At 71.3% G+C, this 15,649-nt stretch carries 15 protein-coding genes; 5 read left to right on the plus strand and 10 right to left on the minus strand.

Annotated features, from left to right (window positions below; all coding sequences use genetic code 11):
• The first annotated feature begins 2 nt into the window (after nt 1-2).
• Nucleotides 3-350, plus strand: coding sequence for a hypothetical protein (locus tag BN1555_RS15005; RefSeq protein WP_141662853.1), 348 nt, complete (start codon nt 3-5; stop codon nt 348-350).
• Nucleotides 351-559: 209 nt separating this feature from the next.
• On the opposite strand, the gene BN1555_RS15010 is transcribed toward BN1555_RS15005, so the two are convergent.
• Both BN1555_RS15010 and BN1555_RS40360 read right to left on the minus strand, forming a co-directional pair.
• Nucleotides 560-892, minus strand: coding sequence for a hypothetical protein (locus BN1555_RS15010; protein ID WP_093799852.1), 333 nt, complete (start codon nt 890-892; stop codon nt 560-562).
• Between the two features lie 782 nt (nt 893-1,674).
• Entirely contained in the window at nt 1,675-2,922 is a 1,248-nt protein-coding gene (locus BN1555_RS40360) for an FhaA domain-containing protein (RefSeq protein WP_369689032.1), read from the minus strand.
• Between the two features lie 225 nt (nt 2,923-3,147).
• Here BN1555_RS40360 and BN1555_RS15020 point away from each other — a divergent pair, with 225 nt between their 5' ends.
• Both BN1555_RS15020 and BN1555_RS15025 read left to right on the plus strand, forming a co-directional pair.
• A complete protein-coding gene (locus BN1555_RS15020; protein WP_093799854.1) occupies nt 3,148-4,950 on the plus strand; it encodes a S9 family peptidase in 1,803 nt (600 codons plus the stop codon).
• Between the two features lie 81 nt (nt 4,951-5,031).
• The gene (locus BN1555_RS15025; protein ID WP_093799855.1) at nt 5,032-5,886 is read left to right on the plus strand and encodes an SURF1 family protein; all 855 of its coding nucleotides are present in this window, start codon (nt 5,032-5,034) and stop codon (nt 5,884-5,886) included.
• A gap of 70 nt (nt 5,887-5,956) precedes the next feature.
• On the opposite strand, the gene BN1555_RS15030 is transcribed toward BN1555_RS15025, so the two are convergent.
• From BN1555_RS15030 to BN1555_RS15045, 4 genes are all read right to left on the minus strand, one after another.
• The gene (locus BN1555_RS15030) at nt 5,957-7,216 is read right to left on the minus strand and encodes a hypothetical protein (RefSeq protein WP_141662854.1); all 1,260 of its coding nucleotides are present in this window, start codon (nt 7,214-7,216) and stop codon (nt 5,957-5,959) included.
• On the minus strand, nt 7,213-7,872 hold the full coding sequence (locus BN1555_RS15035) for a SigE family RNA polymerase sigma factor (protein WP_093799857.1): 660 nt from the start codon (nt 7,870-7,872) through the stop codon (nt 7,213-7,215). The genes BN1555_RS15030 and BN1555_RS15035 overlap by 4 nt, the downstream gene beginning before the upstream one ends.
• Before the next feature lie 295 nt (nt 7,873-8,167).
• Nucleotides 8,168-9,226, minus strand: coding sequence for an aspartate-semialdehyde dehydrogenase (locus tag BN1555_RS15040; RefSeq protein ID WP_093799858.1), 1,059 nt, complete (start codon nt 9,224-9,226; stop codon nt 8,168-8,170).
• Nucleotides 9,223-10,494 (minus strand): aspartate kinase, encoded by a 1,272-nt coding sequence (locus BN1555_RS15045; RefSeq protein ID WP_093799859.1) that lies wholly within the window; start codon nt 10,492-10,494, stop codon nt 9,223-9,225. The genes BN1555_RS15040 and BN1555_RS15045 overlap by 4 nt, the downstream gene beginning before the upstream one ends.
• Nucleotides 10,495-10,768: 274 nt before the next feature.
• On the opposite strand from BN1555_RS15045, the gene BN1555_RS15050 reads away from it, so the two are divergent.
• Complete coding sequence (locus BN1555_RS15050; RefSeq protein WP_093799860.1) at nt 10,769-12,238, plus strand: hypothetical protein; 1,470 nt, start codon at nt 10,769-10,771, stop codon at nt 12,236-12,238.
• On the opposite strand, the gene BN1555_RS15055 is transcribed toward BN1555_RS15050, so the two are convergent.
• The 3 genes from BN1555_RS15055 to BN1555_RS15065 all read right to left on the minus strand — a co-directional run bounded on the left by BN1555_RS15055 (nt 12,235) and on the right by BN1555_RS15065 (nt 13,893).
• Nucleotides 12,235-12,894: a DUF5063 domain-containing protein gene (locus tag BN1555_RS15055; protein ID WP_093799861.1), complete on the minus strand. Its 660-nt coding sequence runs from the start codon at nt 12,892-12,894 to the stop codon at nt 12,235-12,237. The genes BN1555_RS15050 and BN1555_RS15055 overlap by 4 nt on opposite strands.
• Complete coding sequence (gene recR, locus BN1555_RS15060; protein WP_093799862.1) at nt 12,887-13,486, minus strand: recombination mediator RecR; 600 nt, start codon at nt 13,484-13,486, stop codon at nt 12,887-12,889. The genes BN1555_RS15055 and recR overlap by 8 nt, the downstream gene beginning before the upstream one ends.
• A 71-nt stretch (nt 13,487-13,557) precedes the next feature.
• The gene (locus tag BN1555_RS15065) at nt 13,558-13,893 is read right to left on the minus strand and encodes a YbaB/EbfC family nucleoid-associated protein (RefSeq protein WP_078606709.1); all 336 of its coding nucleotides are present in this window, start codon (nt 13,891-13,893) and stop codon (nt 13,558-13,560) included.
• Nucleotides 13,894-14,153: 260 nt separating this feature from the next.
• Between BN1555_RS15065 and BN1555_RS15070 the strand changes: the two genes are divergently transcribed.
• A complete protein-coding gene (locus BN1555_RS15070; protein ID WP_093799863.1) occupies nt 14,154-14,909 on the plus strand; it encodes an SLATT domain-containing protein in 756 nt (251 codons plus the stop codon).
• A 23-nt stretch (nt 14,910-14,932) separates the two neighbouring features.
• On the opposite strand, the gene BN1555_RS15075 is transcribed toward BN1555_RS15070, so the two are convergent.
• Entirely contained in the window at nt 14,933-15,583 is a 651-nt protein-coding gene (locus BN1555_RS15075) for a hypothetical protein (protein WP_093803414.1), read from the minus strand.
• Nucleotides 15,584-15,649 lie beyond the last annotated feature (66 nt).

Below are 15,649 nucleotides of genomic sequence, written 5' to 3' on the forward strand. Positions count from 1 at the left end.
TCATGGTGTCAAGCATCGTCGTCCAGTACACCGATCTCCTGCGGACCAGCGACTACGACCTGTGGAGCCGGTTGCGGGAGCTTCTGAGGGCCCAGGGACTTGATCCGGACCGAACGATCGTCGTCGACCTCTTGCAGGAGGGCCCCGATCACGAGGACGGCCAGGTGATTTCCGAGGAAGGCAGGGTCTATAGGTTCACTCTCTACTATGACCAAGCAGCAGAGCACGGCGCGCGCAGCGCCCGCCTTGGCCGCTGGACCGACATAACCGATTCTTGGCGGCGCGGATCGCTGGCTACCCGAACAGTCGACGCTTTCGCTTGGATGTCATCGCCCGAAAGCCTGACCTGAGGTACTTCGAACCGAACAGCCGCCGTGCCACAGCCGTGCCAGATACAGGGGTCAGCAGCGGTCAACAAGGGTGGCTGGCGGGTGCGTCCGTGCCCGCCAGCTCGGTCCGCGAAGCGGCAGGTCACCGACCCGATGCCCCAGCCTCTCTCCTAAAGAGGTGCTCGCACAACGCCGCGGCTGACACAGTAGCGGCCGAGTGCCAGCGAGGCTCAGTCCTCGCCCACCTGCAACAACACCACGGTGAAGGACCCACCGGACCCCGCGACCACCCCATCGAAGGTATGCCGGGTGACCGGGTTCCATGCCCGTACTCCGGGCGAAAGGTCGATGATGTTCGTGTACCAGGTGCCCTCGGAACCCAGCAAGCGGACAACACGTTCCGCCGCTCTACGGGCATGGAGGCGGTCTCGTCGTCCTGAGCCCGGGAAAACGAGGTCATAGGTCGCCAGGTAGGTCATAAGCTCCACTGCGCGCTCAGCGTCGACCTGCAAGAGTGCGTCGTCGATCTCTACTGGTGTGTCCGGGCCGACTGCACCTTCCACTGCATACAGCTTTCAAGCCTCTTCAGCCTCGGCGGCCACTTGGCGAACGAGTTCCGGAACGGATCCGCCGGCCTCGTCGACCACACGCCCGAAGACCCCGTCTTCTCGCGACAATGAGCCCGTAAGAGCGCACAGTTCCGCAGCTACGTCCACCCTGCCATTCTCTACTGGTCCAGCTCCGACCCGGTCACGGCTATGCAGCACCGTGCGATCGGGTGGTGAGTGTCTAACTGCGTGACAACGCCGACGGACAGCGGCGGACAAGCGCGGACGCCCCTGGACCATCGCCGCAGGTGAGAGACGCACCAGCCCAAGGCCGAGCACCCATCAAAGTTGCTTCGGGACGAAGAGGTCGTGGGTTCAAATCCCGCCACCCCGACAGCTGAAACACCAGGTCAGGCCCGGTCTCCTTCATCGGAGGCCGGGCCTGACCCGTTCTCCGGTCCGTTCGGTGCCGTCGGCGCGCGCTCGTGGTGGACAGGCCCGGAGGGCATGGGGCGAGAGCCAAGGCCGCGGCTTCGCATTCACGGCGTACCTCCGACGGCGAGGCGTTCCGACTCGCGCCGGTCAGTGCGGGACCGGCGGGCGCGGGGCATCCCATGCGGTCAGCCGCTCACTGGTCCCTGGCCTGCGAAGGGGCATGTGGCCGGGAAACGCGAAGGGCCCGGAAAGCGTGTCCGGGCCCTCTTTCGTCGCAGGTCAGGTGCCTTGCCGCCGCAGCAGGGAGTCAATGAGTCGGCGGCGGGAACGGCGGACCAGGGCGGTCCGGACCCGGTGGCAGGTCATCCCCGCGCAGGGGCGGCGAAGCAGCTGGGCGCGTTGTAACCCGAGTGGGGGTAGGAGGCGGCCCAGCTCACGGCCTCGGGCTGGGCGCGGGGGAAGTCCGCGGCCACCAGCGTCGCCAGGTCGAAGTACGCCTCGCGGGTCCGCGGCTTCGTCTGCTCCAGGTCGACCTCCGAGCCCGTGGCGAGGTGCTCGTCGAACGGGATCACCACCACGCCCCGGCAGCGGGCATGGCGGTCGAAGGCTCCGTCGGCGCGGCGGCCCGGGACCCGTCGGCGACGTACCGGTCCGGCCACGAGGCCAAGCCCCTCGGAGTGCTCCCTGCCCCTGTCGGGTGCAGAGCCGTCAACACGGATGTCGCGATCGTTCGTCACGTTTTGTTCTTTCGATGAGAGGGAGGGCCCGTCGGGCGCAGCGTCGGAGGTGTGACGGCGGCAATGCTTTCCGGCCAGCACTTGCTTTCCGGACCAATGACTTGGGGCTTCGGCGCGGCAGGGATCGCCGACCGGATCGAGGACGATCGACGGCTGACCCGTGGGCAGGCTTCTGATCTGCGGTTCGGGCGGGCGGACGATGTGCTGGTGCCCGGTCCCGCGGTCCGGGCGATGCGCGAGGTCTCCTGCCGGGCCACGTGCCGGACGCCCGCCGGATCCGGCAGGGAGGGCACGTACCGCGTGACCGGACCGGGGCAGGACAGCGGCGCCCGGGCGGTTCGTCGCGGCCTCGACGAGGCGGAGCGGCCCCGGCGGCCCCGGCGGCGCGGCGAGAGGGCTCGGGGGGGCGGCGCGGACCAGGCTGCCGCCCTCGCTGATCGAAAGGCCCATCGACATGAACTGGTCCGGCGTCAGGACCCGCTTGTCACCGCGCCGGACGTGCTGCGGCGGTTGCCGGACCCGGGCCCCGTCATCGCGGAGCCCGGTCTTTGTCGCGTACGTGACGCGGTAGCCCCGGTCTGCTTCCAGAGCGAGCTGGACCTGGGGCGGGACCTCGAGCCGGCTGCGCACGCGGTACTTCCCGGCCTTCAGGTTCTCCGCCCGCTGCAACTGGACCTTCAGCGGACCGACGAACGAGTAGCACCGCTCCTCGGCGTGCGCGCGTACCGTCTCGACCAGCTCCTCACCGAGCATGAACAGGCATGCGTTGTACGACTCATGGTCGCCCGGACTGAGTTCGACGATGAAAACGTTGGGTGTGATGGTGCAGTCCCGGGTCCAGATCCGGAGCGAGCTGGTCTGGCATGTGACCAGCGAGGAGGCGGCCGTCGGGGCTCTGTGCGGGTACCCGCTGCCCTCACGTCCCCCGAGCGTGCCCCTGCCCGGGGCTGATGCGCCGGCGGACCGTCACTGCTCTTCCTGCCTGACCGCTGTCGGCTCCGCCGTCGGACGACGCCCGCGCTGAGCACCTGGCCCCCCTTGTGCCCTCGGGCATGCGACAGGAGAGGTCCTGTCGGTGGAGCGGCGCAGAATGGAGGGATGACTGAGAACAGCGGGGCCTCGCAGGCCATGTCCATGCCCGACTGGGAGAAGCGCTTCAGGGCGCCGCGCGTCTCGCTGCCCGACTGGGCCGAGGACGCGCCGGACCGCGCGTTGTTCGTGTCCAACGCGACGGGGACATACGAGCTGTACGCCTGGGACCGGGCGACCGGAGCGCAGCGGCAGGCCACCGACCGGCCGAACGGGACCACCGACGGTGTGCTGACGCCCGACGGCGAGTGGATCTGGTGGTTCAGCGACACGGACGGGGACGAGTTCGGCGTCTGGATGCGGCAGCCGTTCGCGGGCGGCGCGGACGAGCCGGCGGCGCCGGGGCTGGAGCCGTCGTACCCCGGCGGGCTCGTGCTCGGGCGGGACGGGACGGCGGTCGTGGGGCGCTCGACCGACGAGGGCGGGTCCACGGTGCATGTCGTACGGCCGGGTGCCGAGCCCGTCGAGATCTACCGGCACCGGGAGTCGGCCGGCGTCGGGGACATGTCGTACGACGGAACGCTGATCGCGATCGAGCACACCGAGCACGGAGACGCGATGCACTCCGCGCTGCGGGTGGTGCGGCTGGACGGCAGTGGAGTGGCCGAGCTGGACGACACCCGCGGCGGGGAGGCCGAGCTGGGGATCGACGTGCTCGGCTTCGCTCCGGTCGACGGGGACACCCGGCTGCTGGTCGGGCACCAGCGGCGCGGGCGCTGGGAGCCGATGGTGTGGGACGTGGCGTCGGGCGAGGAGACCGAGCTGGGGATCGAGCTGCCGGGCGACGTGTCGGCCGAGTGGTACCCGGACGGGTCCGCGCTGCTCGTCGTCCACAGCTTCGAGGCGCGCAGTGAGCTGTGGCGGTACGACTTCGCCACGCGGCAGCTGGTGGCGGTCGAGACGCCGGCCGGCACGGTGTCGGGCGCCACGGCCCGGCCGGACGGGTCGGTGGAGTTCCTGTGGTCCTCGGCGGCCCGGCCGCCGGTGGTGCGGTCGACGTCGGGGCGCGTGGTGCTCGACCCGCCGGGGACGAAGGCACCGGCGTCGGTGCCGGTGGAGGACGCGTGGGTGGAGGGGCCCGGCGGGCGGATCCACGCGCTCGTGCAGAAGCCGGCCACCGGACAGGGGCCGTTCCCGACGGTTTTCGAGATCCACGGCGGACCCGCCTGGCACGACAGCGACGCGTTCGCGGCCGGGCCGGCGGCGTGGGTGGACCACGGCTACGCGGTCGTGCGGGTCAACTACCGCGGTTCCACCGGGTACGGGCGCGCGTGGACGGACGCGCTCAAGCACCGGGTCGGGCTGATCGAGCTGGAGGACATCGCGGCGGTCCGGGAGTGGGCGGTCTCGTCCGGCCTCGCGGACCCGGCGAAGCTGGTGCTGGCGGGCGGTTCGTGGGGCGGGTACCTGACGCTGCTCGGCCTCGGTACGCAGCCGGAGGCGTGGGCGGTGGGGCTGGCGGCGGTACCGGTCGCCGACTACGTGGCGGCGTACCACGACGAGATGGAGGCGCTGAAGGCGCTGGACCGCACACTGCTGGGTGGCGCGCCGGATGAGGTCCCGGAGCGCTTCGAGGCGTCCTCGCCGCTGACGTACGTCGACGCGGTACGGGCCCCGGTGTACATCTCCGCGGGCGTCAACGACCCCCGCTGTCCGATCCGCCAGGTCGAGAACTACGTGGACCGGCTGGCGGCGCGGGGAGCGGTGTACGAGGTGTACCGGTACGACGCGGGGCACGGGTCGCTGGTGGTGGAGGAGCGGATCAAGCAGGTCCGGCTGGAGCTGGAGTTCGCCGCCCGGCATCTGGGGTAGCGGGGACAGGGCCCGGGGTCCGGCCCGCGTCCGGCGACCCCGGGCTGTGTGCGGGGCGGGGCGGGCCCGTACCTTGGTGGGGTGTACCGGTTCCTGCTGACGCCCCGCTGGTGGGGGATCCACCTCTTCGTCGTGCTGGCCATTCCCTTCTGTGTCTTCATGGGGTCCTGGCAGCTCGGGCGGTTCGAAGACCGCGTCGAGACCCACCAGGCCGCCGAGGAGAAGCCCGATCCGGGCACGCGGGCCGCCGTACCCCTCGAAGAGCTGCTCCCCGTCGACAAGGAGACCTCCGGGCGGCCCGCCACCGCGACCGGGCGCTACGCCGAGCAGTTCGTCGTGCCCGGACGGGAGCTCGACGGCAAGCGTGGCTCCTACGTGCTGACCCTGCTGCGTACGGACGACGGCAAGGCCCTGCCCGTCGTGCGCGGATGGCTGTCCGCCGGGGAGAGGGCCGCGGCCGCGCCCCCGGGCGAGGTCACCGTGACCGGCGCGCTCCAGGCGTCCGAGAACTCGGGCACCGACGGCGTGCACACCGGCGGCGGACTGCCGGAGGGACAGTTGGGGATGATCAGCGCCGCGTCGCTCGTCAACCTCGTTCCGTACGACGTGTACGACGCCTGGATCACCCTCGCCGAGGGCGATCCCGGCCTGCTGCCCGTCCCCGCGGTCGCACCGCAGGGCAGCGGCCTCGATCTCAAGGCTTTCCAGAACCTCGGCTACACCGGCGAATGGTTCGTCTTCGCGGGCTTCGTGCTCTTCATGTGGTTCCGGCTCATGCGCCGTGAGGCGGAGGCCGCCCGGGACCTCGCCCTCGGCATCCTGCCGGAGGGCCCAGCGGTGCCGGAGACCCCGGAGAGCGGGGACGGGCAGGCTGCCGGGGTGACGGCCTGCGCGGGCGCCGGCGACACCGCCGGTTCCGGCGTCAGGCGCGACTGAGAGGTACGGCGACGGGGCGGGCGCGCCGTCTCCGGCCGCGCCCGCCCCGTCGCCGTACCCTTCCGCTCCGTTACTGCGCCGCCAGCACGCCCGTGCGGTAGATCGTCCCCGCGCACGCGTTGGGGACCGTCGCCGCCGCGCTCGACGCGCCCGCCTCCGGTGTGTGGCTCACCGAGACGCTGCCGTCCGCCGTGCCGCCGTCCTCGGTGCCGAGCTGCGGCTCCATGCCGGACTGCTCCGTCTCGCTTTCCTTGCCCGTACCGCCGATGCCGCCCGTGCTGCCGTCTTCCGTGCCGCCCGTCGGGCCCGGGTCCGGGCCCGGATCGGTGGGCACGGGGTCGGGCGAGGGGTTGGTCGTCGGGCAGCTGTCCGTCGGCACCCAGGCGAACTTCACCTCGTACGCCATGTCCGGCTCCAGCAGCAGACCGGTCGTCTCCAGGGACGGGTCCGGCAGACCGGCCGCCGCGTCGCCCGAGGTGTGGTCGACGACGTTGATACGGCTGGGGTCGGCCGCGCCCATGGGCTGCGCGTACACCGAGCCCCGGCCGGCGACCGTGCACTGCATCTCGGAGACGTTGACGACCCGGAACGTGCCGTACACCTTGCCCTCGGCGTCGGGCGTGCCGGTACCCGCCGAGACGACCGAGAGCTGGCTCGCGCCGCAGGTCGGCGTCGACGCGGGCACGCTGCCCGGAGCCTCGGCACCACCACCGCCGCCGCCGCTGCCGGTGCTGCGGCTCTCACCGGCGTCCGAAGAACCCTTCCTGGCGTCCTTCTCCTTCTTCTGCTTCTTCTTCTCTTCCCGGGAGAGCTCCTTCTCGGAAGGCTTCTCCTCCACCCTTTTGCCCTTGCCTCCGTCGACACCCTTCTCCCAGCCGGTGCCGCCGTGCGTGTCCCGCCCGTGGCCCGCTATCGACGGGCGGCCGTCGGCCGCGCTGTCGGAGTTCGCCACGTGGACGAAGGCGGGGACCGCCGTGCCGACGAAGAGGGCGGCGGCCGCCATGCCGACGACGGCCTGGCGGCGCCTGGCGCGCCGGGCGGGGACCGCCTTGCGCAGGTGCTCCAGGGCGTCTCGCGAGGGCTCCAGCTCTTCCACGGCGCCGCGCAGCATCCGGCGCAGGGCGAGCTCGTCACTCATGCCGAGGCCGTCGGCCGTGCCCGGGCCTCCGCCCGTGCCGGCATCGTCGTCCGTGCCGGGACCGTCGGCCGTGCCGAGGATCTCGTCCGTATCGGGCTCGTCGCGCTCGTTCGGACTGTCGTTCACAATCGCTTTTCCAGTCAGGTCGTTCAACGGCCCGTCCGGCCCGTGCCGCTCTTGCTTGCCACTCATGCCGAGGCCTCCATGGCGACGCGAAGCGCCGCGATGCCGCGTGAACCGTACGCCTTCACCGAACCCAGGGATATCCCCAGCGTCTCGGCGCACTGAGCCTCCGTCATGTCCGCGAAGTACCGCAGGACCAGCACTTCGCGCTGGCGTCGCTGGAGCCCGCGCATCGCCTTGATCAGCGCGTCACGCTCCAGCTGGTCGTACGCCCCCTCCTCCGCGCTCGCCATGTCCGGCATCGGCTTCGACAGCAGCTTCAGGCCGAGGATGCGGCGGCGCAGCGTGGAGCGGGAGAGGTTGACGACGGTCTGGCGCAGGTAGGCCAGGGTCTTCTGCGGGTCGCGGACCCGGTTGCGCGCGGAGTGCACACGGATGAAGGCTTCCTGCACGACGTCCTCACACGAGGCCGTGTCGTCGAGCAGCAGGGCCGCGAGGCCGAGCAGGGAGCGGTAGTGAGCCCGGTAGGTCTCGGTCAGGTGATCGACTGTGGTGCCCGCGGTCATGACGTCTTCAGCGCCCTCACGCGCGGACGGTATACGGGCGGGACGTGTGGTCGGCATGGGGGCGATCACCGGCATGCCGCCGGGCGTGCGGGGCCGCCGGAGCGGGCGCACTGCTGCGCCTCGAGCCGGGCCCACTGTGATGTCGAGTACCTCTGCCACGCCTGTTGGACACGCTTCCCCCCGACAGGGTTGTACGCACGAGGCACCGCTTCTGACGGTGTTGCAAACGCCCGCATGCGCACCCGCCCTCCTGAATGCCCCAATTGTCATGGCGCTTTGCCGGGGCAACCGCAAAGACGCTCCCCTCCCAACTGCCGGTTGCAGTAAGGCGGGGAGCGAATGATCGAACAGAATCACGCCTCGGTTCAAGTGATCCAGTCTTCGACTTGATCACAGAGCGTTCACAGATCCTACAAAGGATTCCACTTGTCACCGCCCCGATTCCACCGCCGGGTTACGCCGCTCCCAGTTCGGCGGCCACCAGCTCGGCGATCTGCGCGGTGTTGAGCGCGGCGCCCTTGCGGAGGTTGTCACCGCACACGAAGAGTTCGAGCGCCGTCGGATCGTCCAGCGACCGCCGTACCCGTCCCACCCATGTCGGGTCGGTCCCCACCACGTCGGCCGGCGTCGGGAACTCCCCCGCGGCCGGGTCGTCGAACAGCACCACGCCCGGCGCGGTCGCCAGGATCTCGTGCGCCCGGTCGACCGAGACCTCGTTCTCGAAGCGCGCGTGCACCACCAGGGAGTGCGTGGTGAGCACCGGCACCCGGACGCACGTGACCGACACCGGCAGACCGGGCCGGTCCAGGATCTTGCGCGACTCGGCGCGGATCTTGAGCTCCTCCGACGACCAGCCGTCGTCCGCGAGCGAGCCGGCCCACGGCACCACGTTCAGCGCGATCGGGGCGGCGAAGGGCCCGGTGTCGTCGCCCACCGCGCGCCGTACGTCGCCGGGGTTCGTCCCCAGCTCCGTGCCCGCGACGAGCGAGAGCTGGGTGCGCAGTGCCTCGACGCCGGCCCGGCCCGCGCCGCTCACGGCCTGGTACGAGGAGGCGACGAGGCCGGCGAGACCGAACTCGGCGTGCAGCGCGCCGATCGCCACGATCATCGACAGCGTCGTGCAGTTCGGGCTCGCCACGATGGACCGCGGGCGGGTCCGTACGGCGTGCGGGTTGACCTCGGGGACGACCAGCGGGACGTCCGGGTCCATCCGGAAGGCCGCGGAATTGTCCACCACCACCGCGCCCTGGGCGGCGGCCACGGGCGCCCACCGCGCGGCCACGTCGTCGGGCACGTCGAACATCGCGACGTCGACGTCCTTCAGTGCCTCTTCCGACAACGCCAGGACCTCGGTCTCCTCCCCGCGCACGACCAGTTTGCGGCCGGCCGAGCGCGGGGAGGCGAGGAGTCGGATCTCGCCCCAGACGTCGGCGTGCTGCGACAAGATCTGGAGCATGACGGCGCCGACGGCTCCGGTCGCTCCGACGACCGCGAGCGTCGGCTTGCCGGTCACCGCCCGGTGCCTCCGTAGACGACCGCCTCGTCGGAGTCGCTGTCCAGGCCGAAGGCGGAGTGCACGGCGCGCACGGCCTCGTTCACGTCGTCGGCGCGGGTGACGACCGAGATGCGGATCTCGGACGTCGAGATCAGCTCGATGTTCACACCCGCTTCGGACAGCGCCTCGAAGAAGCCCGCCGTCACGCCCGGGTTGGTCTTCATGCCGGCGCCGACCAGTGAGATCTTGCCGATCTGGTCGTCGTAGCGCAGCGATTCGAAACCGATCGTGGCCTTCGACTTCTCCAGGGCGTCGATGGCCTTGCGGCCCTCGGTCTTGGGGAGGGTGAAGGAGATGTCGGTCAGTCCGGTCGACGCGGCCGAGACGTTCTGCACGACCATGTCGATGTTGATCTCGGCGTCCGCGATGGACCGGAAGATCGCCGCGGCCTCGCCCGGCTTGTCCGGCACACCGACGACCGTGACCTTGGCTTCGGAGACGTCGTGGGCGACTCCGGAGATGATGGCGTGCTCCACCTGCTGGTCCCCTTGCGGCTCGTTGCTGACCCAGGTACCGCGCAGCCCCGAGAAGGACGAGCGGACGTGGATCGGGATGTTGTAACGGCGTGCGTACTCCACGCACCGGTGCAGCAGCACCTTGGAGCCGGAGGCGGCGAGCTCCAGCATGTCCTCGAAGGAGATCCAGTCGATCTTCCGGGCCTTCTTCACGACCCGGGGGTCGGCGGTGAAGACACCGTCCACATCGGTGTAGATCTCACAGACCTCGGCGTCCAGCGCTGCCGCGAGGGCGACCGCGGTCGTGTCCGACCCGCCCCGGCCGAGGGTGGTGATGTCCTTCTTGTCCTGGGACACACCCTGGAACCCGGCGACGATGGCGATGTTGCCCTCGTCGAGAGCGGTGCGGATCCGGCCCGGCGTGACATCGATGATGCGCGCTTTGTTGTGGACCGAGTCGGTGATGACACCCGCCTGGCTGCCCGTGAACGACTGGGCCTCGTGGCCCAGGTTCTTGATCGCCATGGCCAGCAGGGCCATGGAGATCCGCTCACCCGCGGTCAGCAGCATGTCGAATTCACGTCCGGCAGGGATCGGGGATACCTGCTCGGCGAGGTCGATCAACTCGTCCGTCGTGTCGCCCATCGCCGAAACCACGACAACGACCTGGTGGCCGTTCTTCTTGGCATCGACGATTCGCTTGGCGACCCGCTTGATGCCTTCGGCATCGGCTACGGAGGAGCCTCCGTACTTCTGCACGACAAGGCCCACGTGCGCTCCTCGTTAGTCATTACTGCGGTCGGCTCAGTTTACCGAGCGGACGGGGCCTGCCCACGTGATACCGCATCGTGAGATGTCCCGCTCATGATCCGGGCACGTCGGCAGGTCCTGCCCGCTCGACGGGGACCCCTGCCCGGCGACGGGCAGGGGTACGCGAAAGGTGTCCCGGCTCACACGGCCGCGCCGCGGACGCCGTCCCCCTGGCCGGCGGGCGCGGACGGCCGTACGTACGCCGTCCGCGCCCGGCCGCCCGTACGCTGCACCCGTGCTGTCATACGAGGAACTGACCCCGCCCGAGCGCCGGTTGTGGGACGCCTTTCCCGCCGGGCGCGAGGTCGACCTGCGGGGCGACGAGGAGCGCACGGTCAGGGCGGCCGTCCTCGTGGCGCTGCTGCTCGGCCAGAACGCCGAGCCGTCCGGAGCCGTGCCCGCCCTGCGGCTCACCGGCGCGCGGATCACCGGCCGGATCGTGCTCGACGGGGCGGAGATCCGGCACATGTTCCGGCTGCGGGAGTGCGTGCTGGAGGAGGACGTCAGCCTCGAAGCGGCCTCCACCCTGGCCGTGGGCATCGTGGACAGCCGGCTGCCCGGCTTCCGGGCGCCCAGCGCCCGCATCGGGGGCCGGCTGACGCTGCGCGGCTCCGTCGTGGAGGGGAGCGCCGACCGGTTCCCCGTCCAGCTCATCCACGCGCACGTGAGCGGTGAGCTGATGCTGACCGGGGCGAGGCTGTCGGCGCCCGGCGGCGTCGCGCTGTCCGGCGGCGGCATGGTGCTGGACGGGGCGCTGTACGGCGAGGACGGGTTCCACGCCGAGGGGACGGTCCAGCTGCCGGGGGCGCAGCTGAACGGCGGCCTGTTCCTGCGGGGCGCGCGGCTGGAGACGCCGGGCGGCGTGGCGCTGAACGGGGACAACATGGCGGTCAGCACCGTGCGGCTCTCGCGCGGGTTCACCGCCGACGGCAAGGTGCGGCTGCGCGGCGCCCAGGTCGCGGACCTGCTGTCGTTCGAGGGGGCGGAGCTGTCGGGGACGGGCACGTCGCTGGTCTGCGTCGGCATGCGCACGGCCGACCTCGACCTGCGGTTCGCCGCCCCGCCGGGCGGCCGGGTGGACCTGCGGAACGCCCACACCTCGGGCGTGGTCGACGACCGGCGCACCTGGCCGCCGGTCCTGCGGCTCGACGGCTTCGTGTACGACTCCATACGGTTCGACGACGAGGACGCCATGCCGGGCGGCGTCGCGCCGGCGCAGCGCCTGCTCTGGTTCCTGCGGGACCGCGACTACGCACCCCAGCCGTACGAGCAGCTGGCGTCGTACTACCGGCGCATCGGCCACGACGACCACGCCCGCCGCGTGCTCCTGCACAAGCAGCGCCGCCGGCGCCGGACGGCGACGAGCGTCGTGGGGCGCCTGTGGGGCGCCCTGCTGGACTTCACCGTGGGCTACGGCTACCGCCCGTGGCTGGCCGGGGTGTGGCTCGCCGCCCTGACCACCGTGGGCACGGTGGTGTTCGGCCGGCTGACGCCGACGCCCGTGAAGCCCGGCGAGGGGCCGCCGTTCGACGCCTTCGTGTACTCGCTCGACCTGCTGATCCCTGTCGGCGGCCTGGGGCAGCGCGGCGCCTGGCACTGGGCGGGCGGGGACGCCCAGTGGCTGGCGTACGCCTTCGTCGCGATCGGCTGGGTGCTGACCACCGCCGTGCTGGCCGGGGTCACGCGGGCCCTGTCGAAGAACTAGACGGTTTTCAGGCCCAGCGGCCCGGCGATCTCCTGCGCCATGACCCGGCCGGCCTCCGCCTCCAGGTCCTCCTCGCCCGGGTCCTCGTCCGTGTCCAGGCCGTCCAGTTCCTGGAGCGGCTGGTCCAGGCGGACGTGCGCCACCAGGGACTGGAGGGCGCGCAGGCAGGCGGAGGCGGTGGCGCCCCAGTTCGAGAAGTACGAGAACTGCCACCACCACAGCGCTTCGGTGGTCCGCCCCGCCCGGTAGTGGGCCAGACCGTGGCGCAGGTCGGTGATGACGTCGGCCAGGTCGTCGGAGATGCGGCAGGCGACGGGAGCCTTGCGCGGTTCGTACGGGTCGAAGACCTCGGAGTACACGTCGATCGGGTCGAGCATGACGGCGAAACGCTGGCGCAGGTCGTCCGGGTCCGGCTCCGGGCCGGTGTCCGGCTCGTAGCGGTCGTCGGGAACGATGTCCTCGTGCGCGCCCAGTCTGCCGCCGGCCAGGAGCAGCTGGGACACCTCCAGCAACAGGAACGGGACGGCGCTGTCGGGTTCGTCGCCCTTCGCCACTTCCGTGACGGCGACGATGAAGCTCTCGATCTGGTCGGCGATCTGGACCGCGAAATCGTCCGGGTTCTGCACCACCGCGTGCAGCAGCTTGGTGTCAGACATCGAGCAATCGTCTCCCCTCGAAGGCACGGCCCAGCGTGACCTCGTCGGCGTACTCAAGATCTCCCCCGACGGGGAGTCCACTGGCCAGGCGCGTCACCCGCAGACCCATCGGCTTGACCATCCGGGCGAGGTACGTGGCGGTCGCCTCGCCCTCCAGGTTCGGATCGGTGGCCAGGATCAGCTCGGTGACGGTGCCGTCCGCGAGGCGCGCCAGCAGCTCGCGGATCCGCAGGTCGTCGGGGCCCACGCCCTCGATGGGGCTGATGGCCCCGCCGAGCACGTGGTAGCGGCCGCGGAACTCGCGCGTCCGCTCGACCGCGACGACATCCTTCGGCTCTTCGACGACACAGATGACCGCCGGGTCGCGGCGCGGATCACGGCAGATCCCGCACCGCTCCTCCTGCGCGACGTTGCCGCACACCACGCAGAAACGGACCTTGTCCTTGACCTCCATGAGGGCATGGGCGAGGCGGCGCACATCGGTCGGCTCGGCCTGGAGGATGTGGAAGGCGATCCGCTGCGCGCTCTTGGGACCGACGCCGGGCAGCCTGCCCAACTCGTCGATGAGGTCCTGGACCACGCCTTCGTACAACGGATTGCCTTCCTTGCCCTGCCGGTGTTGCGGTCTTGCCTGGTACGTACGGTAGTTCCTGCGGGGCCGCCTTAGAAGGGCAGACCCGGCATCCCGCCCAGCCCCTGGGCCAGCGGGCCGAGCTTCTCCTGCTGGAGCTGCTGCGCGTTCTCGTTCGCGGCCTGGACCGCGGCGACGATCAGGTCCGCGAGGGTCTCGGTGTCCTCCGGGTCGACCGCCTTGGGGTCGATCACCAGGGCGCGGAGCTCTCCGGAGCCGTTGACGGTCGCCTTGACCAGGCCACCGCCGGCCTGACCGTCGACATCGGTCCGCGCGAGCTCCTCCTGCGCCTTGGCGAGGTCCTGCTGCATCTTCTGGGCCTGCTGGAGCAGCTGCTGCATGTTGGGCTGGCCACCACCGGGAATCACGGTCACTCCTGGCACTTCGACGACGGTTGTTTCGATAAGGCGAGCCTACGTGTTCGACGGGCAGTGCGCGCCATGCCCTGCGAAGCGACTCTTTCGAGTGAGGTCCCCGGCCCCCCTACGGCTGACCACGACCTGGTTCCGGCCGGAAAAACTGGTATATCGGCCCCACGGCCCACCATTCGGCGGTAGGAAGAGCACGCCACACCACTTCACGCAATTTCACGGATCACGCATACAGCGCAAGCGCAGAGGAGTGCCCGGTGAGCCAGCCGGAGATGCAGCCCGAGGGGTCGCCGGTCCGGAGGGAGGGCGGGGGCGCCCCCGGGCGGTCGCACGACGAGGACGACCTGACCGGGAGGCCCTTCCCCCTCGGCGACTGGGGCGAGCCGGCGGAGCGCCTCGACGAACTCTACCGGTGGGTGGAGGCGAACGCGCTGCGCACGGCCGGCTGGTACCTCGCCGACCGGACCTGGAAGCGGCGCGGGGCCCGTGCGCTGCGGACGGGTGCGGCCGCCGGCGTGATCACCGGGGCCGCGCTGCCGCTCGTCGACCTGGCGGGGGCGGTGGACGGCGCCGCGGGGTGGGGCTACCTGTCGCTGCTGCTGGGAGCCGCGTGCGTGGCCTGCGACCGGTACTTCGGGCTCACGTCGGGGTGGATCAGGGACGTGGCCACGGCGCAGGCGGTGCAGCGGCGCCTGCAGGCGCTGCAGTTCGACTGGGCGTCGGAGAGCGTGCGGGAGGTCCTCGGCCCGGCGGAGGGGACGGCCGGTGAGGCGGCCGAGCGGTGCCTCACCGTGCTGCGGCGGTTCTCGGAGGACGTGGCGGAGCTGGTGCGGTCGGAGACCGCGGACTGGACGGCGGAGTTCCGGGCGGGGGCCGCGCCCTTGGGGACGCGGCCGGCGGAGGGGACGGGCACGGCCCGGCCGGACGGCGGGGCGCCGGCCGGGCGGTACACGCTGCCTCCGGGGGCGCGGCCGAACATGCCGCGGCAGCGGCCCCCGGAGCCGCCCCGCTGAGGCGGGCGCGGCGGTCCGTACGGTCAGCTGAAGATGATCATGGAGCCTTGGCCGAGGCTCCGGGTCGCCGCCGCGTGCAGGCCCAGCCAGACGTGGCGTTCGCGGGCGAAGGGACTGTCGTCGTACGGAAGAGCGTCCGCCGGCTCTTCCAGGGTGGTGGGCCGGGCGGGCGGACGGGGCGGCGACGGCGGGTTCATCGGGTCGATGCCTATCGCGGGGGCGATGTATTCCAGCTCGCGCAGCAGGCCCTGGGTGGAGCCCAGGGGGCCGCCGCCCGCCAGGAGCTCCTCGTTGGACAGGGGCGCCGCGTAGTCCACCGGGACGTACGCGCCCGCGTGGTCGTAGTGCCAGACCAGGTGCGACTGCTGGGCCGTCGGCTCGAACATCTCCAGGAGCTGCTCGTAGTCGCCGCCCAGGGCGTCCACCGGCGTCACCTCCAGGCCGCAGATCCGGAGCAGGTACGCGCGGCGCAGGAAGTGCAGGGCGTCGTAGTCGAAGCCCGCCACCGGGGCGACGTCACCCGAGAGGCCCGGCATGTAGGCGAACACGGGAACGGTCGGCAGGCCCGCTTCGGTGAGGGCCTTGTCGTATGACGCGATCTCTTCGGCGAAGGGGTTGTCGGGGCTGTGGCACAGCACATCGACGAGGGGGACCAGCCACAGGTCACAGGCCACGTACGGCTCGCTCTCCACTGGGTTCGTGCGGCAGTCCAGGCAGCGTAGTGCTACCGGGTCGCCGCG

The sequence above is a fragment of the Streptomyces sp. Wb2n-11 genome (assembly GCF_001049855.1).
Lineage (GTDB): Bacteria > Actinomycetota > Actinomycetes > Streptomycetales > Streptomycetaceae > Streptomyces > Streptomyces altiplanensis.